Annotated in this window: 19 protein-coding genes and 1 pseudogene; 8 read left to right on the top strand and 12 right to left on the bottom strand. The window is 46.7% G+C overall.

Annotated elements, in window-relative coordinates; genetic code table 11:
* Window positions 1–5: 5 nt before the first annotated feature.
* From VNE01S_RS09825 to copI, 5 genes are all read left to right on the top strand, one after another.
* The gene (locus tag VNE01S_RS09825; RefSeq protein ID WP_061781638.1) at window positions 6–404 is read left to right on the top strand and encodes a hypothetical protein; all 399 of its coding nucleotides are present in this window, start codon (window positions 6–8) and stop codon (window positions 402–404) included.
* Between the two features lie 136 nt (window positions 405–540).
* Window positions 541–1,848: a TolC family protein gene (locus VNE01S_RS09820; protein ID WP_245649883.1), complete on the top strand. Its 1,308-nt coding sequence runs from the start codon at window positions 541–543 to the stop codon at window positions 1,846–1,848.
* A 12-nt stretch (window positions 1,849–1,860) separates the two neighbouring features.
* Window positions 1,861–3,561, top strand: a complete 1,701-nt coding sequence (locus VNE01S_RS09815) for an efflux RND transporter periplasmic adaptor subunit (protein ID WP_053394977.1) — start codon at window positions 1,861–1,863, stop codon at window positions 3,559–3,561.
* The gene (locus tag VNE01S_RS09810) at window positions 3,558–6,686 is read left to right on the top strand and encodes an efflux RND transporter permease subunit (protein ID WP_053394978.1); all 3,129 of its coding nucleotides are present in this window, start codon (window positions 3,558–3,560) and stop codon (window positions 6,684–6,686) included. The genes VNE01S_RS09815 and VNE01S_RS09810 overlap by 4 nt, the downstream gene beginning before the upstream one ends.
* Before the next feature lie 71 nt (window positions 6,687–6,757).
* Entirely contained in the window at window positions 6,758–7,339 is a 582-nt protein-coding gene (copI, locus tag VNE01S_RS09805; protein WP_053394979.1) for a copper-resistant cuproprotein CopI, read from the top strand.
* Between the two features lie 49 nt (window positions 7,340–7,388).
* On the opposite strand, the gene VNE01S_RS09800 is transcribed toward copI, so the two are convergent.
* The 10 genes and pseudogenes from VNE01S_RS09800 to VNE01S_RS09755 all read right to left on the bottom strand — a co-directional run bounded on the left by VNE01S_RS09800 (window position 7,389) and on the right by VNE01S_RS09755 (window position 18,172).
* Window positions 7,389–7,739 carry a DUF3147 family protein gene (locus tag VNE01S_RS09800; RefSeq protein ID WP_053394980.1) on the bottom strand — a complete coding sequence of 117 codons (351 nt, stop codon included), beginning with the start codon at window positions 7,737–7,739 and terminating at the stop codon, window positions 7,389–7,391.
* 224 nt (window positions 7,740–7,963) lie between these two features.
* Window positions 7,964–8,980 carry a manganese-dependent inorganic pyrophosphatase gene (locus VNE01S_RS09795; RefSeq protein ID WP_053394981.1) on the bottom strand — a complete coding sequence of 339 codons (1,017 nt, stop codon included), beginning with the start codon at window positions 8,978–8,980 and terminating at the stop codon, window positions 7,964–7,966.
* A 279-nt stretch (window positions 8,981–9,259) separates the two neighbouring features.
* Window positions 9,260–10,534: a 4-aminobutyrate--2-oxoglutarate transaminase gene (gene gabT, locus VNE01S_RS09790; RefSeq protein ID WP_053394982.1), complete on the bottom strand. Its 1,275-nt coding sequence runs from the start codon at window positions 10,532–10,534 to the stop codon at window positions 9,260–9,262.
* A 12-nt stretch (window positions 10,535–10,546) separates the two neighbouring features.
* Complete coding sequence (locus tag VNE01S_RS09785; protein ID WP_053394983.1) at window positions 10,547–11,977, bottom strand: NAD-dependent succinate-semialdehyde dehydrogenase; 1,431 nt, start codon at window positions 11,975–11,977, stop codon at window positions 10,547–10,549.
* 64 nt (window positions 11,978–12,041) lie between these two features.
* Window positions 12,042–13,125: pseudogene (gene aguA, locus VNE01S_RS09780) on the bottom strand (agmatine deiminase).
* Window positions 13,126–13,137: 12 nt separating this feature from the next.
* Window positions 13,138–14,004: an N-carbamoylputrescine amidase gene (gene aguB / locus VNE01S_RS09775; RefSeq protein ID WP_053394985.1), complete on the bottom strand. Its 867-nt coding sequence runs from the start codon at window positions 14,002–14,004 to the stop codon at window positions 13,138–13,140.
* Between the two features lie 17 nt (window positions 14,005–14,021).
* A complete protein-coding gene (locus tag VNE01S_RS09770; RefSeq protein ID WP_053394986.1) occupies window positions 14,022–15,299 on the bottom strand; it encodes an NAD(P)/FAD-dependent oxidoreductase in 1,278 nt (425 codons plus the stop codon).
* 31 nt (window positions 15,300–15,330) lie between these two features.
* Window positions 15,331–16,815 (bottom strand): aldehyde dehydrogenase, encoded by a 1,485-nt coding sequence (locus tag VNE01S_RS09765; RefSeq protein WP_053394987.1) that lies wholly within the window; start codon window positions 16,813–16,815, stop codon window positions 15,331–15,333.
* Between the two features lie 36 nt (window positions 16,816–16,851).
* Window positions 16,852–17,409 (bottom strand): HTH-type transcriptional regulator PuuR, encoded by a 558-nt coding sequence (gene puuR, locus VNE01S_RS09760; protein WP_053394988.1) that lies wholly within the window; start codon window positions 17,407–17,409, stop codon window positions 16,852–16,854.
* Window positions 17,410–17,425: 16 nt separating this feature from the next.
* Window positions 17,426–18,172: a gamma-glutamyl-gamma-aminobutyrate hydrolase family protein gene (locus VNE01S_RS09755; RefSeq protein WP_053394989.1), complete on the bottom strand. Its 747-nt coding sequence runs from the start codon at window positions 18,170–18,172 to the stop codon at window positions 17,426–17,428.
* Between the two features lie 344 nt (window positions 18,173–18,516).
* Here VNE01S_RS09755 and VNE01S_RS09750 point away from each other — a divergent pair, with 344 nt between their 5' ends.
* Together VNE01S_RS09750 and VNE01S_RS09745 are read left to right on the top strand one after the other, a co-directional pair.
* A complete protein-coding gene (locus VNE01S_RS09750) occupies window positions 18,517–19,860 on the top strand; it encodes a glutamine synthetase family protein (protein WP_053394990.1) in 1,344 nt (447 codons plus the stop codon).
* Between the two features lie 13 nt (window positions 19,861–19,873).
* A complete protein-coding gene (locus VNE01S_RS09745; protein ID WP_053394991.1) occupies window positions 19,874–21,349 on the top strand; it encodes a Na+/H+ antiporter NhaC family protein in 1,476 nt (491 codons plus the stop codon).
* 353 nt (window positions 21,350–21,702) lie between these two features.
* On the opposite strand, the gene VNE01S_RS09740 is transcribed toward VNE01S_RS09745, so the two are convergent.
* Entirely contained in the window at window positions 21,703–22,353 is a 651-nt protein-coding gene (locus VNE01S_RS09740; RefSeq protein ID WP_053394992.1) for a hypothetical protein, read from the bottom strand.
* A 339-nt stretch (window positions 22,354–22,692) separates the two neighbouring features.
* Between VNE01S_RS09740 and VNE01S_RS09735 the strand changes: the two genes are divergently transcribed.
* Window positions 22,693–24,450: an ABC transporter ATP-binding protein/permease gene (locus VNE01S_RS09735; RefSeq protein WP_053394993.1), complete on the top strand. Its 1,758-nt coding sequence runs from the start codon at window positions 22,693–22,695 to the stop codon at window positions 24,448–24,450.
* A 207-nt stretch (window positions 24,451–24,657) separates the two neighbouring features.
* Here the strand turns inward: VNE01S_RS09735 and VNE01S_RS09730 are convergent, their stop codons facing one another.
* On the bottom strand, window positions 24,658–25,701 hold the full coding sequence (locus tag VNE01S_RS09730) for a GMP reductase (protein WP_053394994.1): 1,044 nt from the start codon (window positions 25,699–25,701) through the stop codon (window positions 24,658–24,660).
* Window positions 25,702–25,723 lie beyond the last annotated feature (22 nt).

Raw genomic sequence — 25,723 nt, 5'->3', positions numbered from 1 at the left:
GTTGCATGGACTTCTCTCCAATACGCAAAATTTGGATTATCACATTCAGTATGCTCGCCATCCTGATGTCCAGCGTTGCCAGCAGTTCACCATTAATGACCTTTCAAATGCTGGCGGCCAGCAACACGGACGCTGTCAAACATTCCTCTGCTCATCATGCAGATCATTCAACTGTAAAAGAGTTCGAGAGCAAATATCACCACCCTGCTCCCACCTCCGCATGCCCCGACGACCACGGAATCAACAGTAGTTGCTGCAGCGCGGCATGTGCGAATGTTGTCACGATTCCATCCCCCATAAATGAAGCATTGCAGCGCAAGGTTCAGCTTGCTCTGATATTCCCTGAAATAGAAGACAAACTCGTCTCGCGTCAAACATCGCTTTTAAGACCCCCAATCGCCTAATCCGCTTTCTTTGACTTGGTACCTCTGTGCCCTTTTGCACCGAGGAGAAGTTTTCCGCCCTAAATGGCATTAAGAAACGGATTAAAACGTGAACACTCAATCCACTATTATCGCGCTTTCGGTAAGCGCAGCGGTAGTGCTTGCTCCCCTATCAGTAAGTGCTACACCTGCCAACGATTCAGCGCAAGCGACGTTGTCGCAACTTATTCATACGGCATTATTAAACGATTCAAGCCGAGAGCAATTTTACGCTCAATCTTATTCCAAGCGTGAAGCCGGAATAGCGAGCGCCACCCTCATGGATCCTAAAATTAAAGTTGGTGTGACCGGATTACCTGTCGACAGCTTTGAGTTTGATGAAGACCCGATGACCAATATCTCTGTCGGTTTAATGCAACAGTTCGAACGCGGCTCTACGCTCGATCTCAAGCAAAGAATGGCCAACCAGCAAGCCGATGGGTTAGCACTGCAAGTTCATGCCCGTGAACTTGAAGTTGCCAATGCCATCACGTCACTTTGGTTAGAGCTCGGTTACCAGCAAGCTAGCGAGCAAATCCTGCGAGAAAAACGACGTTTACTAAAAGAGATGGAAGGTTTTGTGCGAACCAATTATTCAATTGGTAAAAGTGAAGCTCAGGATCTTTTAAATGCGCAACTGCAAGTCAGCAAATTGGATGAAAAACTGCTTGCGAATCAACAAATGCAGAAACGCATCACAGGCCAAATGTCAGAATGGCTTGGCGATGAATGGTTAAGCACGGCAACATCGCTAAATGCGAACGGTCCACTTAACTGGACTAAGCTAGAAGACGCACTTTCTGCGACCAACGCCCAGACGAACTATTACACTAAGCTAAGCCAGCACCCGATGGTGAAAATGGCAGACGTCAATATCTCCGTCAATCGTACCCAAGTCGATATCGCAGAGCAGGCTTACGCGCCGCAGTTCGGTGTCGAAGTGATGTACGCTTATCGCCAAGCCAATAACATGCGAGGCGAGCCAGCGTCTGATTTAGTTAGTGCTTATCTCACCTTAGATGTGCCACTATTTACCGGCAACCGTCAAGACAGAAGCCTATCTTCCGCCCAATATCAGGTTGGCGCATCTCAAGCTCAAAAAGACACATTGCTTAAACAACTTAATGCAAAATTGAATGCGCTTACCTTGGAGCGAGACAAACTAAAACAGCGCTTAAGCCGCTATCAATCTACCTTAATTCCTCAGGCGTCAGACCGTATTAAAGCCGTTGAACGAGGCTATCAAAACAATACCGCGCAGTTTAATGATGTCATTTTGGCCACGACCGATGAATTGGCGTTAAAGCTAGAGCATCAACGTCTGCTGACCGATCTAAACATCATTAACAGCAATTTAGCTGCACTTCTCAATGGGTTTGAATACCAAGTCGCAGCACCAGAACTGACCAATATCGAAAAAGAATAAGGTAGCGAAATCATGAGTTCATTAAAAATCGCCTCTATTGCACTGCTAGTTGGCGGTGCACTGGGATTCAGCGCCAATCACTTCCTAGTCGGGCCAAATCAAGCCGCAACCGTGGCATCAACGTCGAGCAATGAGCCTTTGTACTGGGTTGCTCCTATGGATCCAAACTACAAGCGCGACCAACCAGGTAAGTCCCCGATGGGCATGGATTTAATCCCAGTTTACGAAGAAGACCTAAACTCAAGTGACAATAAAGCAGGCACGGTTCAGATCGACCCAGCGGTTGAGAACAACCTTGGCGTGAAAACCGAACAAGTTAAGCAGGAACGATTATCGCCACGAATTGAAACCGTTGGCTACATCGCCTTCGACGAAAGCAAACTGTGGCAAACCAATGTGCGTGCCTCTGGTTGGGTTGAAAAACTCAATATCAATGCGGTTGGTGAAAAAGTCAGTAAGGGAGAAGTGCTCTTTACCCTCTACTCTCCAGAGCTGGTTAAGGCGCAAGAAGAACTGCTTAACGCATATCGAACCAAACGAAATGGCCTGATCAAAGGGGCCACCGAACGCTTAGTAACACTCGGCGTTGATCGAGCACAGATAAAGTCGATAGTTCGTAAAGGGAAAGCCTCGCAAACCGTCGATATAAAAGCGCCAGCGGATGGTGTTATTGCAAGCCTAAACATTCGTGAGGGGGGATACCTATCACCAGCGCAAGCCGTAATAAGTGCAGGTCCACTAGACGAGGTTTGGGTAGACGCTGAGGTGTTTGAGCGCCAAGCACAATGGATAAAAACGGGCAGCAGCGCCGAGATGACGTTAGACGCTTTACCCGGTGAAACTTGGCAAGGTGAAGTAGATTACGTCTACCCTATCCTTGACCCAGCGACACGAACACTGCGCGTAAGGCTGAAGTTCTTAAATCCACAAGGCGAGCTTAAACCAAACATGTTTGCCAACATCGCACTTCAACCCGTCACTGATGAAACGGTACTGACCATTCCGAAGCTGTCTGTGATTCGCTCCGGTGGCATGACCCGCGTTGTTTTGGCGGAAGGCGATGGAAAATATCGCTCTGCACGTATTGAGGTTGGTCGAGAAGCCGCAGAAAGAATCGAAGTATTAGAAGGGTTATCTCAAGACGACCGAATTGTCACCTCCGCGCATTTCATGATCGACTCCGAGTCTAGCCAGACAGCCGATCTTTCTCGAATCAATGGTACTCAGCCAGTGATTGAAACAGCTTGGGCCAAAGGTGAAATCACCGACGTAATGGCCGGCCACCGTATGCTGACGATTAACCACCAGCCCGTACCTCAATGGAACTGGCCAGGTATGGTCATGAACTTTAACCTCGCCCAAGAGGTTGAAATGGAGAATTTGCAAACAGGCCAATCGATTGAATTCGAAATGCAAAAAACTGAATCCGGTCAATACGAAATCATCGATTACAAAACCAGTGAAAGCACAGTCGCCAAAGAGGTTTGGGCAACGGGCAATATCACCATGTTGATGGCTGATTTTGGCATGATCACACTGCAGCACTCTCCTGTCTCTGAGTGGGGTTGGGACTCAGGCGAAATGAACTTTACCGCTGGCGAAGACGTCAACTTATCTCCTTATAGCGAGGGCATGAAAGTACGCTTTCTGATCGAAAAGCAAGGCACTGAATACCTGCTGAAGAAACTTGAAGCGGATGAGGGTGCACTATGATTAACGCGATTATTCGTTGGTCCATCAACAACCGCTTTATGGTGTTAATTGCAACGTTTGCACTGGTATTAGGTGGTTTATACAGCGTTAAAAATACGCCTGTGGACGCGATCCCAGATCTTTCTGACGTGCAGGTCATCATTAAAACCAGCTACCCGGGGCAAGCTCCCCAAGTGGTTGAAGACCAAGTCACCTATCCGCTCACCACAGCAATGCTGGCGGTTCCTGGTGCTGAAACCGTACGTGGTTATTCTTTCTTTGGAGATTCCTATGTTTATATCATTTTCAACGATGATACCGACATGTACTGGGCGCGTTCGCGTGTTCTGGAATACCTAAGCCAAGTTGCGCCGAAACTGCCCGCAGACGCAAAACCAACACTCGGGCCAGATGCCACTGGTGTTGGTTGGGTCTATAGCTACGTATTGCAAGATAAAACCGGACAACATGATTTAGCGGAACTTCGCAGCCTGCAAGACTGGTTTTTAAAGTACGAGTTACAAACAGTCGATGGCGTGTCCGAGGTGGCCAGTGTTGGCGGCATGGTTAAGCAGTATCAAGTCCAAATTGATCCAGCCAAGCTGCGCGCTTACAACCTGACGCTTCAGCAAGTAAATGCGGCGATTAAAAACGGTAACCAAGAAACCGGCGCGTCCGTTATTGAAGTCGCGGAAGCCGAGCACATGGTTCGAACTACAGGCTACTTAACCAGCATTGAAGACATTCAGTCACTGCCGCTAAAAGTGACCGAAAAAGGCACCCCACTGCTGTTGGGTGATATTGCCGATATTAATCTTGGCCCTCAGATGCGACGTGGCATCTCAGAATTTAATGGCGAAGGCGAAGCGGTAGGCGGCGTCATTGTGATGCGATTCGGTGAGAACGCGAGCGAAGTGATTAGCAACGTGAAAAACAAGCTTGGTGAACTGCAACGCAGCCTGCCAGACGGTGTTGAGATCGTTGCCACTTACGACCGCTCGACTCTGATTAATGCCGCGGTTGAAAACCTTTGGAAGAAACTCGCGGAAGAGTTCATTGTTGTCGCAATTGTATGCGCGTTGTTCTTGTTCCACATTCGCTCATCGCTCGTTATTGCCTTGAGTCTCCCTGTCGGTATTCTGGCTGCGTTTGTGGTCATGCACTGGCAAGGTATTAACGCCAACATCATGTCTCTTGGTGGTATAGCCATCGCCATCGGCGCCATGGTGGATGGTGCCATTGTGATGATAGAAAACGTGCATAAGCATATTGAACGCACACCTCTGACAGACAAAAACCGCTGGCAAGTGATAGGTAAAGCAGCAGAAGAAGTCGGTGCTCCGCTGTTTTTCTCGCTACTTATTATCACGTTGAGCTTTGTTCCTGTGTTCGCGCTAGAAGGGCAAGAAGGCAAGATGTTCTCTCCACTTGCCTTTACCAAAACCTACGCGATGGCCGCAGCGGCTGGCCTAGCAATTACACTCGTGCCTGTGCTGATGGGCTACTTTATTCGCGGAAATGTACTGCCAGAACATAAGAATCCGGTAAACCGTAGCTTGGTTGCGCTGTATAAGCCTTTGCTCAATGTTAGCCTGACCTACCCTAAAACCATGATAGCGATCGCGCTGGCATTAATGGCATCAGCCTACTACCCGACCAGCAAGCTGGGTAGTGAGTTCATCCCACCCTTGGACGAAGGCGACTTGATGTACATGCCAACCACCTACCCGGGTATTTCTATTGGTAAAGCGCGTGAGCTTCTGCAACAAACCAACAAGCTAATCAAAACCGTGCCAGAAGTCGAAACGGTATGGGGCAAGATTGGCCGTGCGGAAACCGCGACGGACCCAGCACCGCTGACCATGATTGAAACCGTGATCCAACTTAAGCCGCGAGAAATGTGGCGTGACGGCGTCACAACTGAATCACTGCGAAAAGAGTTTGATCAACTGGTTCAATTCCCAGGCTTAACCAACGCGTGGGTGATGCCCATCAAAACGCGCATCGATATGTTGGCAACGGGGATCAAGACGCCAATCGGTATCAAAATCGCAGGGCCAGATCTCAAAGTCATTGAAAAGATAGGCTCCGAACTAGAGCCCATTCTTAATGGGATCGCAGGAACTGCATCGGTTTATGCAGAGCGCGTTGCGGGTGGCCGCTACATTACGATTGATATCAAGCGCCGCTCTGCCGCTCGTTACGGGTTAAGCATTAAAGAAATTCAGCAAGTCATTTCTACTGCGGTCGGTGGCATGAATGTGGGTGAAACCATTGAAGGGCTGGAACGCTACCCTATCAACGTTCGTTACCCGCAAGATTACCGTGACTCAGTGGTCAAACTGCAAAACCTACCGTTAGTGACGCCTAACGGTGCCCGTATTGCGTTAGCCGATGTTGCGAACATCCGTTACGAAGATGGCCCACCGATGATCAAGACAGAAAATGCACGCCCGAATGGCTGGGTGTTTGTCGACATCGCAGAGCGTGATTTAGGTTCATACGTACTAGAGGCGCAATCGACGGTAGCAGAGCAGTTAGATTTGCCAGCAGGCTACTCTCTCGCTTGGTCCGGTCAGTATGAGTACATGGAACGGGCGAAAGAACGCTTGAGTGTGGTGGTCCCTATCACCATCGCCATTATTATGCTGTTGCTCTACTTCAGCTTCCGACGCATTGGCGAAGTGTTGATCATTATGCTGACACTGCCTTTGGCGATGGTGGGCGGACTTTGGTTGATGCACGCCTTACATTTCAACTTCTCTATTGCCGTGGGTGTGGGCTTTATCGCCCTAGCTGGGGTTGCGGTAGAAATTGGCGTCATCATGCTCGTGTACCTCAACCAAGCGTGGCACCACAAAAAGCTAGAAGCAGAAGAAAATCAACAAACCCTGCAATTAACCGATTTGACCGCCGCAATCCGTGAGGGTGCTGGTTTGCGCGTGCGCCCGGTGATGATGACGGTACTCACGGTCATTATCGGCTTGATTCCCATCATGTATGGAGAAGGTACAGGTTCTGAAGTCATGCAGCGCATTGCCGCACCAATGATTGGCGGTATGGCTTCGGCATTATTGCTGACCCTTCTGGTATTGCCAGCTATCTTCAAACTTTGGAAACAGCATGAAGTTACTAACCACAAATAAGCTTTAAACATAGTGCCCTTGCAGATTGTTTAATTAAGGGCGCATTTCTCATTAAAAAGGAATAACAGATTATGAAAAAGACATTGTTAGCAATCACATTGACCGTCGCTGCATCAGGTGCTTTTGCGCAAACTCATCATTCAGAGTCAAACATGCCCCACGGTGACATGCATTCTAACGACATGCACAACAGTGAAATGAATCATGGACAGGTCGATCACAGCAACATGACGAATGAGAAAATGGACCATTCCAACATGATGAATATGGAAGGTATGTCTGATGTTGGTATGCCTGCAAAAGGTGCCAAACCAGACAAAGTTGTTCACGTCATTCTGAGCGATGACATGAAAATTACCTTTAGAAACAAAGTGACGATTGAACCGAACGACGTCGTACAGTTTGTGGTGATGAACACTGGCAAAATTGACCACGAGTTTTCGATTGGTTCAGCGAAAGAGCAGTTGGCTCATAGAGAGATGATGAAAAAAATGTCGAGTCACGCCCACGATTCAGGCAGCACAGTTACTGTGAATCCAGGAAAAGCCAAACAACTCACTTGGCATTTTCACGGCGACAACAAAGTGGAATTTGCTTGTAATATCCCAGGCCATGCCGAGGCGGGTATGATGAAAAAAGTCACGCTGAAGTAATTAAAACGATCACGAAAGGGTCACCATGTGGCCCTTATCACCAATCCACTTACATCAACTTAACGCCAAACCCTTTCATCACAAAGGCGACAGCAAAAAAACAGCCGATGGAAATAACAGCGCAAATTGCTAAAGAAAGCCAGAACGAGTATCGACTCAATAGGTAGGGAAAGATAAGAAACATAGGCAATGTGGGTAAAACGTACCAAAACGTATAATAGGCATGGTTCGCCAATTTAGGCTGCCCCTGCCCTTCTAAGTACATCCAAATCAGCGCCAGAATCGTGACCGTTGGTAACGCTGCTATCAAAGCCCCAACTTTATCACTGCGTTTTGCCACTTCAGAAATGAGGACTACAATACCTGCCGTAAGAAGGTATTTAGTGATTATCCATACCATAGCCGCATCCTTTGCTTAATAGAGGGCATACCTGTTCTGATCATTCTAGCGCTAAGATTGCCTTAATAAAGTGAGTAGAGCGCCATTATCTTGCCTGCTGAGCTGACACCCTCTAATTATTTCAAGAAATAACCAGTCTATGTAGAGGTTGTGAATAGGAAATGTGGAGAGTGATTGAAATGGCTTAACCCGTCATAAAATTAAGCCATGGAATTCAGGTCACATTAAAGCGCTTCAATCGCTTTTTGAATCGCGGGACCAATTTGACGCTTACGTGATGTCACGCCATCTAACACTAAGATGTCACCTTTAATATCTTTCTCAAATGCGTTCGCAAGCACCTTTTGATCGTGCTTGTCTGCCCAAAGGATATTTGCGCGCTTGTTTTTCGTATCTGTAATAGAGAAGAACAAATAATCCAGACCTTGATCTTCTTTGTACGACTCCATCGCTTTTAGGAAGTCGGCTTTACGATCAATCAGTTGCTGCGCCATCAAGGTTTCTGCTACACCGATGCCAACCTTTTTACCGGCAAACTCAAAGTTTTTGTAGTCCATCGTTAAAATAGTCTCAGCTGAGAAGTGGCTTAAGTCTGATTTTGCTACCAACATCTGCTGGCCGAAGTCTTCAATGTCTTTAATACCGGCAATTTTCGCTAGCTTGGTGGCGTATACATCATCGTATTCGGTTGTCGTAGAAGATTGGAACACAACCGTATCCGAAAGGATTGCACCTAAACCCGCACAAGCCACTGACTTCGGCAATTTCACCCCTAACTTTTCAGCATTATGAGCAAGGATAGTTGCCGTTGAGCCCCACGCACGAATGTCCATACTCACAATCTGAGGCATGCTGATCGGTGAACTGCCCATAGAGTGGTGGTCGATAATTGCAACAATCGAGCTTGGGTCAACAGACTTCGCCAATTGAGTGGATTGGTTAAAATCCAATAAACCAATTTGATGCGAAGAGAAATCCGTTTTAACTGCTGGCGCTTCGATATCACAGTAATCGAAAACGAATTTACTTTCTGGATTGATTGCTTCCGCCACCGCTGGTGTGCCACCGTAAATATTTGCAGCAACCAGAACAGAAGCGGCGCTATCTGTATCTGGGCTTAAGTGCCCAACCCAAACAAGATTCTCCGTGTTGTTATTTTCTAATGTTTCTAAATCCAACGCGCCGTTTGCCACACAGCTAAACGAAGCAAGAATAGTCAATCCAAGAAGTGAACGTTTCATTTAAATCCCTAGTAATATTTACAATTGAGTAATTAATAAGATATAGATTATTGATTTAAATGTAGTTTTATAGCCTACCTAATTCACCTGATATCTCTATACACCTGCTTTTTTTTCGACGGAATACACACTTCACCCTAAAGGCGTTTACTTAGTCGCCAACCTCATAGAGCCAATGAATCTAATCCCAAGGTAATTCGCCACTCCATCTCACATAAAAAAGGGAACCCGCCCCACGCGGATTCCCTCTGAAGAGATAAACATTGCTTTTATCTAAGGCTATTTAGACACTTCGAGTATCACTTTCTCTAGTTTATCTAAACCTTCATTCAGCACTTCCGTTTCGATTGTTAACGGCGGTAACAGGCGAATGACGTTCGCTTTGACACCACAAGACAGCAGGATTAGGCCATTTTCTTGTGCTTTGCCAATCACGGCTTTGGTCATTTCTTGGAGCGGCTGACCAGATACAGGATCAGTGAATTCAATCGCCATCATGGCACCGATGGTACGGATATCACCAATTGCAGGCACTGACTTTTGTAGCTCACTCATTCGAGCATTCACGACTTCGCCAATACCCATTGCTTTTGCGCACAAATCTTCTTCTTCGATGATGTTCAGTACTTCCAGACCGGCAACACAACCTAATGGCGAACCGGCGTATGTACCGCCCAAGCCGCCCGGTAATGCAGAGTCCATCACGTCAGCTTTACCGACAACCGCTGAGAGTGGGAAACCACCAGCAATACCTTTCGCCATCGTCAACATGTCTGGTTCAATGCCAAGATATTCCGTTGCGAACATCTTACCTGTACGCGCAAAGCCCGTTTGAATCTCGTCAGCAATCAGCATGATGCCGTGTTTGTCACACACGTCACGCAGACCTTGAGCAAATTCAGCGGGTGCTTGGTAAAAACCACCTTCGCCTTGTACAGGCTCAAAAATGATCGCAGCAACGCGTGATGCTTCAATGTCACACGCGAAAAGATCTTCAAGCGCTTGTAGGCTTTGTTCAATGCTTACACCGTGATACGCATTTGGATACGGAACATGGAAAATATCGTTCGGGAACGGGCCAAAACCTGTTTTATACGGCGCGATTTTACCTGTTAAACCCATGGTCATATTAGTGCGACCGTGGAAACCACCTTTAAATGCGATTACGCCGCTACGGCCAGTGTGTGCACGTGCCACCTTAACCGCGTTTTCTACCGCTTCCGCGCCTGTTGTCAGGAACACGGCTTTTTTCTCAGACTCTCCCGGAGCAACCTTTGTGAGCTTTTCCGCAAGTTTAACGAATGATGCGTACGGCGTGACCATCGCACAAGTATGAGAGAAGTTATCCAATTGCGCTTTCACCGCTTCGGTAATGCGCGGGTTTGAATGACCGGTATTGGTTACCGCGATACCCGCAGCAAAGTCGATGTATCGGTTACCTTCAATATCCCACACCAAAGCATTCTCTGCTTTTTCAACATATAGTGGGTACATTGCGCCCATACCTTGAGCAATTACTTGGGCTCTTCTTTCGTGTAGTTGTTGGTTCGTCATTGTCTTATCCTTTTATTTGTTTCCGCCGAAGCAGAGATATTTCACGTCCATGTATTCATCGATACCTTGTTTAGCACCTTCACGCCCGATGCCAGACTGCTTCACACCACCAAAAGGCGCCACTTCGGTAGAGATCAAACCTTCATTGATACCAACCATGCCGTATTCCAAAGCCTCTGCAATCTTCCAGACTCGATGGATATTTTGGCTGTAGAAGTAAGACGCCAAACCATAGATGGTGTCATTCGCCATCTCGATCAGCTCTTCGTCCGTTTCAAAGCGAATAATCGGAGCAACAGGGCCAAAGATTTCTTGTGAGACGATCGCCATATCATGGGTGACGTTCTTTAAGATCACTGGCTGCATGAAGAGGCCATCTAAGGCTTTAAGCTCAGACACTGGCTCTGCACCTTGTTCCACCGCACCATCAATCAGCGCTTGAATATTTTGCTTGGCTGACTCACTCACCACAGGGCCAATCGTCACACCTTCTTCTAAACCATTACCCACTTTTAACTGCTGAACGGCAGCGTCAAATTTGGCCACAAACTCGTCGTACACTTTGCTGTGCACATAAAAACGGTTGGCACACACACAGGTTTGCCCTGCGTTGCGGAACTTCGATGCCATTGCGCCTGCGACTGCTTCGTCTATGTCAGCATCATCAAACACGATAAACGGCGCGTTACCTCCCAGTTCCATTGAGGTGCGTTTCACATCGTGCGCGCTTTGCTGCATCAAAATGCTGCCAACCTGAGTTGAACCAGTGAAGGAAACCTTACGAATCAATGGATGAGAGGTGAAAATGCCGCCGACTTGGCGTGAGCTTTCACCCAATACCACTTGAAGCACATCACGCGGGATCCCCGCTTGGTACGCCAATTCAGCCACCGCAAACGCAGACAGTGGCGTTGACTCCGAAGGTTTGACCACAAAGCTACAGCCCGCTGCTAGTGCCGGGCCTGCCTTACGCGTAATCATCGCTATTGGGAAGTTCCAAGGTGTGATCGCACATGCCACACCCACAGGCTGTTTGATGGTCACTAAACGTTTGTCTGCACTTGGAGCTGGGATAGTTTCACCGTACGTACGTTTGGCTTCTTCGGCGAACCATTCAATAAAGCTTGCGCCGTAAACTACCTCACCTTGCGCTTCCGCCAGCGGCTTACCTTGCTCTAGCGTCATAAGGCGAGCAAGGTCTTGTTTGTTCTCGAGCAATAGTTGATACCATTTGTGCAGCAACGCGGCGCGGCTTTTGGCAGGCATTGCTGACCACTCTTTCTGTGCGATACTCGCACGTTCAATACCATCGAGAATGCTTTGCTCTGACGAGATAGGTGCATAGCCAATCATTTCGCCTGTTGCCGGATTGGTAACCGCAATGCCTTGCTTTTCATTTGGCACCATAAACGAAAGAAGGCTTTTATTGTGTATGTGTTGCATGGTGATTCCTTTTGACAGCAATAGAGACCACTCACAGAATCGAGTCAGTGGCTCTTAATGAGTATTAAGCTGGGATTTGCTGAGTAATACAGTGAATATTTCCACCGCCAAGCAGTACTTCCCTTGTTGGTATTCCAATGATGTGATGCTGCGGCATCGCACGTTGCAAAATGTCTTTCGCAATGGCATCCGTACTCTCATCTAGGAGGGGTAAAAATCACGTAACCATTGACGATTAAAAAGTTGGCATAAGAGGCACTAAGGCGCTCCCCGGCAAGTCGATTCATGCCATCGCTGCTCTCGATACCATTGGCTTCCTCTTCGCTGTAGTGAAGCGGCCCAGGCAGTGGCAAACGAATGACCTCAATGTCACGTCCTTTGGCATCTCGCTGCTGTTTGAGTACCTGCTCAGCCTGACGGGAGAGCGCGTACTGAGGATCGTTGGGATCGTCCGTCCAGCTCAATACCACTTTCCCCGGTGCGATGACGTGCATCAGGTTATCAACATGACCGTCGGTTTCATCGTTAAACAGCCCCTTGGGTAACCAAATGATCTTTTCTATTCCAAGGTACTCTCTGAGCTTTTGTTCAATCTGATCTTGGCTTAGATGAGGATTTCGCCCAGGGCTGAGTAAGCACTCTTCCGTAGTGTAAAGCGTTCCTTCCCCATCGGTATGAATAGCGCCACCTTCAAGCACAAACGGCGCTCGATAATGATCAATCCCGAGAATCTCACACACCGAACTTGCAACAAGGTCATCGTGCTGCCAGTTCTCGTACAGGCCGTTGTACTCTCCACCCCAAGCGTTGAACTGCCAGCTAATACCGCGACGTTCACCCGCCTGATTCACTAAAACCGTTGGACCAATGTCTCTCATCCAGGCATCGTTTAATGGCATTTCAACCAAACGAACACCGGAATGAAGCTGTTCTCGTGCGTGGTCAAATTGTTGTGAGCTCACGGCAACGCATACTTTGGTGACTTCTGCGATCGTATTGGCAACGCTGGCGAATGTTCTTTGTGCTGGCAAAGCCCCTTCACGCCAGTTATCTCGCCTTTCCGGCCACGCGAGCCAAACTTCACTCACCGGCTGAAATTCAGCCGGAAAGTAGAACCCATCTTGAGCGGGTGTGGTCGACAACTGCATTTTAACGCCCTCTTAAACAGCCAATTTACCGATGCTTGTGTAAAGGTCTGGACGACGGTCGCGGAACAATCCCCACGCATGACGTGCTTTTGCGGTTTCCGCTAGGTCAATCTCTGCATAAATGATCGCTTCACCTTCGCGGGGAGCTTCGGCAAGTTTTCCACCGGTATGGTCGGTAATAAATGACGAACCATAAAAGGTAGTTTCAACGCCATCATCCAGTTCTGTGCCAACTCGGTTTGAAGCAATCACAGGCACTAAGTTCGCCGCAGAGTGACCTTGCATGGTGCGTTGCCAATGGTCACGCGAATCCAAAGTCAGGTCTTGTGGCTCACTACCAATCGCGGTTGGGTAGAAAATGGCTTCTGCACCATGCAACGCTAAGCTACGCGCAAGTTCAGGGAACCATTGATCCCAGCAGATACCTGCACCAAACTTACCAAACTGGGTCTGCCATACTTTGAACCCTGTGTCTCCCGGGCTGAAGTAGTACTTTTCGCTATATCCCGGACCGTCAGGGATATGCGATTTACGATAGTTCTCGAGTACCGAGCCATCTGCATCAATCATTACCAATGAGTTAAAGAAGGTATTGCCAGCTTTTTCAAAGTAACTGACCGGAATAACGACCCCGAGTTCTTTAGCAAGCGCACTCATTTCTTGAATCAGTCGACTGTTTTCTGTTTCTTCCGCCAGCTCAAAGTATTTCGCTTCTTGCTTTTTACAGAAGTAAGGCGCCGCGAAAAGCTCTTGTGGCAGAATAACGTTGGCACCGTTTCCCGCCGCCTCGCGTATCGCTTGTTTCGCCTTATTGAGGTTGTCTTCGAGATCCCAGCTTTTGGTTAACTGAAGCGCTGCAAATTTCACTACTTTACTCATTGGATATTCCTTATCTCTTAAATCGCTAGTTTGTCTCGCAGGTTGTAATAAGCCGCACCAATTGCAGTGAACGGAATTTGGAAATGACGCCCACCCGGGAAGGAGTAATGTTTAAGTGCTGCAAAGGCATCAAAACGTTCTGCGTGCCCGGTTAGTGCTTCGGCCAGTAGCTTGCCTGCCAAGTGTGTACAGGTAACACCGTGGCCACTGTAGCCTTGCAAGTAATAAATATTGTCGGCAAATGAACCAAACTGCGGCATACGTGAGTAAGTTAGTAGGAAGTTGCCCGTCCAAGTGTAATCAATGTTGATACCTTTTAACTGCGGGAAAACTTTCTCTAGTTTAGGGCGAATCAGGGCTTCTACGTTTTCTGGGTCACGTGCACCGTATACAACACCACCACCAAACAGTAAGCGTTTATCGGCACTCAAACGGAAGTAGTCGAGCAAGTAGTTACAATCTTCTACGCAGTAATCACTTGGCAGAATAAACTTGAGTTGCTCTTCTGTTAGCGGCTGCGTTGCAACCACTTGTGTGCCACATGGGATTGCTTTGTTACTGATGTTTGGCGCTAACCCGCCTAGGTACGCGTTTCCAGCTAATACTAAGTACTTGCACTTCACGCTGCCTTTCGCAGTTTTCGCGGTTGGCTGCGCGCCTTTCACAATCTCTGTCACGGCGGATTGTTCAAAGATTTGCCCGCCCAGAGAAGTAAATGCCGCGGCTTCACCGAGTGCCAGTTTCAGCGGGTGAATGTGACCGCCGCGCATATCTAAAAGGCCACCGCTGTAGACCTTTGTACCAACCGCTTCTTCCACTTGATTGGCATCCAGCATTGAGAGTTGATCGTTACCGTAACGCTCCCAATTTTTCTTGTGCTCTTCTAGCCCTTTCAGTTGTTTGCCATTAAGCGCGGTAAACAGACCACCTTGCTTTAAATCACAATCGATATCGTATTTGTCGACTAGGCCACGAATGATGTCGCCGCCTTCAAAGATCATGTCACACAGTGCTTTTGCTTGGTGCTGGTCGTAACGGCTTTCAATCACGTCAACATCTCGGCTGTAGCTGTTCACGATCTGACCGCCGTTACGGCCAGTGGCTCCAAAACCAACTTTTGCGCTTTCTAGTACCACCACTTTGAAGCCTTTTTCAGCTAAGTGGAGAGCCGATGAAAGCCCCGAAAATCCAGCGCCGACGACACACACATCGCACTCGATATTATCTTGAAGTTGTGGGTATTCCGGCATATTTGGCACAGAATGAGCGTAGAACGAATCCGTATGCTTGTTCATAGAGATATTCCTTTATTAGTCGTCAGCAGGCTTAAGGGTGTAGACGAATCCATGTCGTCTTAGTTTCGGTGAATTTTTCGATAGCGTGTAATGACTTGTCTCGGCCATTACCACTCATTTTGAATCCACCAAATGGGACGGTCATGTCACCTTCGTTGTAGTTGTTGACCCAAACTGAGCCAGCTTGAAGTTGTTTTGCCACGCGGTGTACGCGGTTGATGTTGCTGCTCCAAAGCGCAGCACCTAGGCCGTATTTAGAATCGTTCGCGATAGCGATGGCGTGCGCTTCATCTGTAAATGGAATCACACACAAAACAGGACCAAAGATTTCTTCTTGAGCAACGCGCATCTTGTTATCGACATTATCGAGAATGGTTGGCTCGACGAAGGCACCTTGTCCTTCCACATTGCCACCGCAGCGCAGAACCGCGCCCTCTGATTGGCCGAGTTCAATGTATTCCAGTACCTTGGATTTATGATCTTGGTCGATTAGCGCCCCCATCGATGAAGAGGTATCCATCGGATCTTTTGGCATAAAAGACTGCGCCGCAGAGATGACTTTATCGATAAATACATCTTTGATGCTTTCGTGCACCAGCAAACGGGTCGCCGCGACACACACTTCACCTTGGTTGTAGAAGCACCCTGCTGCGGTTTGTTTTGCTGCACGATCGAGATCATCACAGTCTTCAAAGACGATGTTGGCGTTTTTACCCCCCGCCTCAGCGAAGACACGTTTTAAGTTAGTCTCACCCGAACGAACCATCAGTTGGCCTGCAATTCGAGTGGAGCCTGTAAACGCAATACAATCAACATCATCATGTTTGGCTAACGCGTCACCGGCTTCGTGGCCAAAACCTGTGATCACTTGGAACACACCATTAGGTAAGCCAGCTTGTTCTGCAAGTTGACCAAGGTAGATCGCTGTTAAAGAGGATTTTTCAGACGGTTTTAAAATAACGCTGTTACCAGCGGCGAGTGCTGGACCTAGTTTCCAACACGCCAGCCAAAGCGGAAAGTTCCAAGGAACAACAGCGGCAACGACACCAATCGGCTGGTGCGAGATAAACGCGTGTACGTCTTTTTCGGTTGGCGCAACTTCGCCATAGACTTTATCAATTGCCTCAGCGTACCAGCGGATAGCGCTTGCAGCGCCTGGAATGTCGGTAGAATAGCTGTGAGCAATGGGTTTGCCAGTATCGAGGGTTTCAAGCAGTGCCAACTCTTCACGGTGTTGATCGATCAGATCAGCGAATTGAATTAGGATCGCTTTGCGATGAGACGGAGCGCTTTCACTCCACTGACCTGATTGAAAAGCTTGTCGAGCGTATGCAACCGCCAGATCTACGTCTTCATCTTGGCAACGGGCGATGTTTGTTAACTTCTCGTCCGTTGCTGGGTTAATGACTTCTAAGGTTTGACCGCTCTTTGCTGAGCTGTACTCACCGTTAATATACGCCCTACTTTCAATGTTAAGATTGTTTTTTAGCTCAATCCATTGCTCTTGGGTTTTCATACGCTCTCCTTGTTATCACAACAAGGCAAGGCCCACTTAGAATGTGGTTGGCGTATGCGCGCTTATCATTCGACAAGCCTTGTCTGTGTGATTTGTAAACTTATGCGGTTGGGTTGTGTCAATGACATACGACTCGCCCGCTTTTATGACGTAAGACTGTCCTTTATATTCAAGGGTGATTTCGCCCTCTAAAATGGTGCCAATCTCTTCGCCTTCATGTTTAATTTCTGTCGAACCTGTTGTTCCGTGCGGTGCATATTCTTCAATCAGGAATCCAATCACCTGATCTTTTGTACCGTTTGTCACCAGCCTCATCGAAACCGACTCACTGCCCATTTCGACTAATTCTTCCGGTGACACGACCACTTTCACTTCATCACTTTTTGGTTGCTCAAAAGTGAAAAATTCCGAGAGTGATAACGAAAAAACGTTCACTATTTTTTGCAGCGAGCTAACCGACGGGCTTACCTTACCGTTCTCAATTGACGATATAGCACTGTGGGTAATACCAGCTCGCTCCGCTAAATCTCGTTGTGACAATCCATGTTGTTTTCTTAACTGAACAATATTTTTACCAATCTCTTGATTGTCCATTCATGCAGCTCCAAGTTTAAAGAGAGGCTGCCATCATAAATTCTTTAAATAAAATCTGTGAGAAATGATTGGTTTTTGCTTTCCATTCTGGGTGCCACTGCACGCCGACAAAATATTTCTGTCCTGGTAGGCTAAATGCCTCAATTAATCCATCCGGTGCTTTCACCTCCACTTGTAGTGAAGGTGCAAGCCGATCAACCCCTTGATTGTGTAAAGTATTCACTTCAAAAAAGCTGGTGTTTTCCCAATGGTTCTCTATTAGCCACTGTTCAAATAAGCCCTGTTTTTGCACTAAAACAGCGTGTGCTGGGGCATATTTTTCTTCGAAATCCTCGACCTGAGCTTCTCGGTGATCATTAAATCCAGCGTCATGTACTGCCGGGTTCAGAGTCCCCCCTAAAGCGACGTTCATTTCCTGAAAACCACGACAAATACCCAAACACGGAATATTTTTATCAATAGCCTGACGAATAATATTCAACGACAGTTCATCACGAGCTTCATCTTTCTTCGTTTCAGTGTGAGAAGCGTTGTAATGATGTGGCGCTACATTGGAATGACTGCCTGGGAACAAGAAGCCATCACATAACGCCAAAATGGTTTCCATTTCATCAGCGGACATATCTGGAGCCAGCATAAGTGGCAATCCGCCAAAATCTTTCACTGCACGTAGATAAAAGTCATTCACTGCCTGGATTTGGTAACCACCTAACTCCTTCGCGCAGCTAACAACTCCGATAATTGGTTTTTTTACCTCTGACATAGCTCTTCCGTGTTCGATTTATTTAACATTCACACTACAAACCAAGTACAAAATTATCAACACTCATGTTCGATATTATGACCAAATCGTGACACGGCCCACTTTTTTGGTCAAAAAAAAGCCTATTTATGCTCATTATATTGTGCAAAACAAAACCACCTGTTACAAAATAGTTAACAAACAAAAACAACGATCAACCAATAAAGCTTAATTAGATCAATACAAGTTATTGTTTAAAAACAAAATAATTGAAACACTTAATACTTTAGTCTAATAGATGTAAGTTATTTGTTAAGTAAATTATTTTTAGATCACCGCTCGTCAGTCTACTTGGAGAACTAAAAATGGAACCCTACCTACAGGAAGTTAAAAATTTTAGACAAGAATGGCCCAATATCGAATTTGTTGACCTTATTTTCACCGATATAAACGCCACACCGCGAGGAAAGCGCATACCCGTCAATGCATTAGAGAAACTACACAAAGGTGTCGCTCTTCCTCTCTCTACTATTACGCTTGATACAAAAGGGAACGTAGTGGAGTCTGCCGGACTAGGTGAGGAGTTAGGAGAGCCGGATAATATGTGTTTTCCGATCGCAGGTACGCTAATGCCCACTGCCAATGAACAAGTCGGTCAGATTCTTCTGACGATGATGGATGAAAATGCGACGAACCCCAGCCCTCTGTTTATAAGAAACATTGTGTCCGATTTACTGGATAAGCTGCACGCGAACAACCAGTATCCTTGTGTAGCCTTAGAACTCGAGTTCTACTTAATTGACAAAAAACGCAGCCCAAGCGGTGAACTACAAACGGCGCTAAACCCAAAGAAAAAGACTCGAGAGAAAGACACGGAGGTCTATGACCTCGATGGGCTGGATGACTACGCGGACTTTCTGTCAGACCTTAATAAGGTTGCTCAAGAACAGGGCTTAAACACCTCTGGTGCTTTATCAGAATCGGCACCTGGTCAATTCGAAATCAATTTCAACCATTCCAAAGATGTGCTTCGAGTCTGCGATGAAATCATCATCGCAAAACGCTTGATTCGACAAGTTGCCCACCAGCACGGGTTCGATGCCACATTTATGGCAAAACCTTTCGGTGACCAAGCGGGTAATGGTATGCACATTCACCTGAGCTTGGTCGATGAGAGTGGTAATAATCACTTCAGTAAACCAGACGGCCAAGCCAGCGATCGCTTTTATCAAACTATGGCTGCGATGCTTGCACAAACATCGGATTCCATGGCTTTGATTTGTCCTAACGTTAACTCATTTCGCCGCTTTGTTCCTGGCGCTTACGTACCAACGAAAGCGGACTGGGGTGAAAACCATCGCGGTGTTGCACTGCGTGTGCCTATCAGCGACAGCAAAAACCGCCGTATAGAGCACCGTATTGCAGGAGCTGACGTTAACCCTTACATTCTCGCTGCAGTAGTACTTTCCGCAGTATTAGCGAGTGATAACTACACCAAAGAGCAATGTCCGCTTCCGCTAAGTGATGAAGCCATTGAACTTCCATTGCGCATGTCAGAGGCACTTGAGCAACTGGAACACAGTGAACTGGCTTTGTACATCTCTAGGGAATTCATTGATTTGTATCTTGCTTGCAAGCGGAGTGAACTCGCAGAATTTGAGCGAGCAATCACACCACTAGAAATCGACTGGATGTTGCACTCAGCATAAAAAGGAAAGAGTTATGACTACGCAAACTAAGGCGCTGGATGCGCCGCTGAAAATGAACAGTCAACATATTATTGTAACCCTGTTGGTTATTGCGGTTTTCATTTTCTTCACTTCAATCGGATTGAACCATGAAGAAGGGCAAAATTATGGATGGATGAGCCTTCTTCCCACATCGTTGGTACTGGTTTTTGCTTTAACCACTCACCGAACTGTCGAAGCACTGTTTAGTGGCGCGATCGCTGGCGTGCTGCTGCTTAACCCTAGCGAAGCTGTCGAACAAATTGTTGATATTTCGATAGGCGTTATGATGGATGAAACCATCGCTTGGATTATATTGGTATGTGGTTTGATGGGAGGCTTGATCGCTGTACTTGAGAAAGGTGGCAGTATTCTCAGCTTCTCTGATATGTTGGTCACTAAGGTTAAGAGCCGTAAACAATCTATGCTGATGACCTTTTTCCTCGGTATCCTGATCTTTATTGACGACTATCTAAATGCCATTGCTATCTCTTCTTCTATGAAGAAAATTACAGACAGCTATCAGATCTCTCGTGAAAAGCTTTCATACCTAGTGGACTCGACTGCTGCGCCTATTTGTATCCTTGTTCCGATTTCAACTTGGGCGATCTTCTTTAGTTCTCTGCTAGAGGCCAACGGTGTGGCTGAATCTGGCGAAGGTATTCAAGCTTACATGGAAGCGATTCCGTACATGGCTTACGGCTGGGTAACACTTGCGATTGTGATGCTGGTTGCTACCGAGAAACTCCCAGACCTTGGTGCAATGAAAAAAGCAGAATTGCGTGCCAAGAAGGGACAGGTTCGCCCAGATGGCACAACAGATATTGACTTTGGTTCTGACATTTCAGCTCACACAAACCCAACAATGGGACTGATTAACTTCATGTTACCTATGGTTGTTCTGGTAGCCGCGAGTTGGTATTTCGGTATTGACCTGTTGGCGGGCGTGTTTGTCGCACTTATCTTTACTATCTGTTTCTATGGTGCACAAAAACTGGTTTCCATGAACGACATGTTCGAGGCCGTGTACGATGGTATTAAGGTGATGCTACTGCCGCTTGCGACTGTGATTGGTGGCTTTATGCTGAAGTCTGTTAACGACTCTTTAGGTCTGACGCAGTACGTGATTGAAACCGTTAGTCCATACCTATCGGCTTCTTACTTCCCTGCCATTATCTTTATGATTACCGGAGCGCTGGTTTTTGCCACCGCGTCTTCTTGGGGCACCTTTGCTGTCGCGATGCCAATTGTTTTACCACTGGGTGAACAACTGGGTGTTCCACTGCATCTAACAGTAGCGGCGCTGCTTTCAGCATCAGCAGCAGGTAGCCACTCATGTTTCTTTAGTGACTCAACTGTACTGTCTGCACAAGGCTCTGGCTGTACGTCGATGCAACACGCAACCACACAGTTCCCATATGCTCTAATTGGTATTGTAGCAACGGTTATATTCTTCCTGATTATTGGTTAAGTTCTCCAGCCAAAACAAAAAAGGCAGCCGTTGACTAGGCTGCCTTTGTTTTTCTACCCATTCGGGTAATTCTTTACACACTGTTGTTGAAGCTACCATAAAGTGATTTTCGAGAGTTCATTAAAGTCAGCGGCTTACATCACACTATATCTTATAGTACTTACCAGCCGCTGAAGTAGCATGTTACTTCTTGTGCTTAATATCTCTTATGATCATCAGCATAAGGCACAACAAGGCTAAATTTAGAGGTGAAGCAGACAAAATTTGAGACATATACTCAACCATTATTACTCTCCGTTTTTAATACCTAGCCATTATCTCTAGTCCATATATGCGAGTTAAGGACAGGTAATTTACTTGTTTGTCCGCTTCCAGCGTCTATAACCTCTCAGATAACTTTCGGGGTCAGGAATATTATGGTAATCAGGCGCTTTATTGTATATTTTCGCTATTTCAGGATTCATTCCATATGCTAAATACTCGATTGCCTTACTTTCTAAACTCATATTTTCGTGGGCATCCCTCTCCTCTACCGTCATAAAGAGGCCCCCACCTCTGGCATAGAAATCGAAATCTCCGTAGGTCGATTTTTTACTTCTTCTAGCTGCATAGTTCCCTACACCTTTTTTCATGGGGCCAAAAAATACGTCCTCAAGAGTGAGCTTTCCTTGTGCAAGCATATAAATATCAAATGCTTCTTTTACTGAGGCGAGGACTTCCATTGGTTGATATCGAGGTATTTCTACGCCACTAAATAATGCTTCTAGTGGTGTTTCTGCGCATCTATCTTGTCGATCAATTTTCATCAATTCGTCATTTTGAGCACGAGAGAGCTGTTCCCAGAGTTCCTCTACTTCAGCTCGCCAAGGGTAGTTATCGGTATCGGTAAGTAGTTCTTCTCTGATTTCTTCTACTCGTTCCCATGAATTTGGCTTTGTTGGCATTTCACATCCAACAAACATACTCAGTTGTTTTATTAGTTCATCTTTGTCGTTATCGTCCATAGGATGTCACAGCTCTCTTTTGTAGATTTAATTTGAGGTCAGCTTGGAAAACAAACTGTAATTCAAAAAATTGTACATGCATGAGGAAAAACATGTATATAAATGCACCGATAAAATGACAAGATTGATGCCTGAAACTCAAAAGTGGGGCACAAATTAGCCAGCACAGCTCTTGCCTCCACAAACCTTGCACGAGATTGGTCACCAACCAAACCAGAAGCAAGCATTCTCTTGTAGCAGTACAAATAGATCACCGTTCTTCAAAAATAACTCGTTACTGGTCTCACTTGGCTAAGTGGCTTACTATTCCAAACATCAGAATAGCTTTGTGAGTCATTCATGAGCAGCAAAAACAACAACCTGAGCATCCTTCTTAAACTCAATACCTTTGTTTCACCTTATAAGTGGCGTGTTACCGCAGCTTTGGTCGCACTAGTCGCGACGGCGAGCCTGACGTTGTCGGTTGGCTATGGTGTGCGTATTCTGATTGATCAAGGTTTCGCTCAGCAGTCGTTGCAAGAGCTCACCAATGCGATTCAGTTTATTGTTGGTATCACTTTGTGTATTGCTATTGGAACGTTCTTTCGCTTCTATCTGGTTTCATCAGTGGGTGAGCGCGTCAGTGCAGATATTCGCCTTGCTGTGTTTAACCATGTTATTTCGCTGCATCCGAGTTATTTTGAAACCAACAGTAGCGGCGATATTATGTCGCGCCTCACCACTGACACCACTTTGCTACAGAGCATCATTGGCTCCTCCTTTTCTATGGCAATGCGCAGCGCCTTAATGTGCGTTGGCGCCATCATCATGTTGTTTGCCACCAACTTTAAGCTCACATTGATTGTGCTTGCTTCTGTGCCATTCGTTTTGGTGCCCATTTTGGTGTATGGGCGACGAGTGCGTGCCCTTTCACGCCAAAGCCAAGACTCGATGGCCGATGTGGGCAGCTATGCAGGTGAAGCAATAGAGCATATTAAAACGGTACAAAGCTTTAGCTCAGAGCAATATGAAAAAGCCGCCTTTTCCGTCGAAGTGGAAAAAGCGTTCGAGGTTGGCAGACAGCGAGTGAAGCAACGCGCGATTTTAATATCTGGTGTCATTGTGATTGTGTTTAGCGCTATTTCGGGCATGCTTTGGGTTGGAGGCAGTGATGTGATCCACGGAAAAATGTCTGCGGGTGACCTAGCGGCATTTGTGTTTTACGCCATCATGGTCGCGTCATCCACGGCTACCATTTCAGAAGTGCTGGGGGAGCTACAAAGAGCCGCAGGCGCAACTGAAAGGCTGATCGAGATCCTGCAAGTAGAAAGCGATATTAGTGCGCCAAACAATCACTTACCAATCAGTTTAGATATGCCTGCCGAAGTCAGCTTTAAGTCGGTTAACTTCAACTATCCTTCTCGTCCTAACCAACCTGCTATCAAAGAGTTAACCCTAACCGCTGAACAAGGCAAGGTATTGGCGTTGGTTGGTCCATCCGGTGCCGGTAAAACGACACTCTTCGAGCTGCTACAACGTTTTTACGATCCGCAGCAAGGCCAAGTTTTGTTCGGAGGAGAAGATATTCGCCAGTTCAATCCGAAAGACCTTCGCCGCCAAATGGCACTGGTACCTCAGCAGCCAGCTCTATTTAGCCACGACGTGTTCCATAACATTCGGTACGGCAATCCAGAAGCAACAGACGAGCAAGTTATCGAAGCAGCGAAAAAAGCACATGCACATGAATTTATTGAGAAGCTACCTGAAGGCTATCATAGCTTTTTAGGAGAACGTGGGGTGAGACTGTCCGGCGGCCAAAAGCAGAGAATTGCCATTGCTCGTGCCATTCTAAAAGATCCGAAAATCCTACTACTTGATGAAGCCACCAGTGCACTAGATAGCGAAAGTGAACATCATGTTCAGCAAGCACTTGAGGTGTTGATGAAAGGCCGTACTACGCTGATCATTGCTCATCGTTTATCGACCATTCAACACGCAGATAAGATAGCAGTATTAGACGGTGGCACACTGGTCGATATTGGTAACCACCAATCATTGATACAAAGCTGCGAGTTATATCAACGACTGGTAGCGTTGCAGTTTAAGCACTTAGAATAAACGCTTATTTAAGCTCGTTATACATAGCAGGCTTAGAATGCGTCAAATGAGCGCTGTTCATAAAATATCCCCCCTTGCACTCTTCGGGGTAGGCGTTTGCAAAAAATTGCCTCTTTCACCATAGGCCGTAAACTTACAAAGTATGATGTAGAAGAGGCAATCTCAATTTATGGTTGTTTCAACAACAGCTGGAACAATACTCGCTATTTACTCTTTACCAAACACGTTGTTTTCTTGTTCCTGTACGCGAATGAAAGTCGTTCTCTTGGTTAGCTCTTTAAGCTTTGCAGCACCGACGTAAGTACATGTAGAGCGAACACCGCCAAGGATGTCAGATATCGTGCCATGAACACTACCACGATATGGCAACAGTACCGTTTTTCCTTCCGCTGCGCGGTATTTAGCCACGCCACCAGAGTGCTTATCCATCGCAGATTGGCTCGACATTCCGTAGAATTTCATGAACATCTCACCATCCTTTTCGATTATTTCGCCGCCAGACTCTTCGTGCCCTGCTAGCATACCGCCAAGCATGACAAAGTCGGCACCACCACCAAACGCTTTAGACACATCACCCGCACATGAACAGCCACCATCACCGATGATCATACCGCCCAGACCGTGCGCCGCATCACCACATTCAATGATGGCTGAAAGCTGAGGATAGCCAACACCCGTTTTGACACGCGTGGTACACACAGAGCCAGGGCCGATGCCTACTTTCACAATATCCGCACCCGCAAGAATCAACTCTTCACACATATCGCCAGTGACGACGTTACCTGCAGAGATGACTTTGTCTGGAAATGCAGCGCGAACTTTCTCAACGTACTCAACTAAATGTTCCGAGTAACCATTGGCAATATCGATACAGATAAAAATCAGATCATCTGTCATAGCCATGATGTCTTGGGTTTTCTGAAAGTCTGCTTCTGAGGTTCCTGTAGAAACCATCACATTGTTTAATACTGATGCATTAGCACCATGAATAAACTCAGCCCAATCGTCGACGCTGTAGTGCTTATGAACAGCAGTCATTACACCATGTTCCGCAAGCGCTTTCGCCATGTCGAAACTGCCGACAGAGTCCATATTGGCAGCAATGACAGGCACGCCAGACCATTGACGGCCACTGTGCTTGAATGTAAAATCGCGGGTTAAATTTACTTGAGAGCGACTTTTTAGAGTGGAACGTTTCGGGCGAAACAGGACATCTTTAAAGCCTAACTTAAGTTCTTGTTCGATACGCATTGTGTAATTCCTTGATTCATAA

This window comes from Vibrio nereis NBRC 15637, assembly GCF_001591105.1.
Classification (GTDB): Bacteria; Pseudomonadota; Gammaproteobacteria; order Enterobacterales; family Vibrionaceae; genus Vibrio; species Vibrio nereis.
The sequence above is the reverse complement of the archived record's forward strand: the minus strand, read 5'-3'. Positions and strand labels throughout refer to the sequence as shown.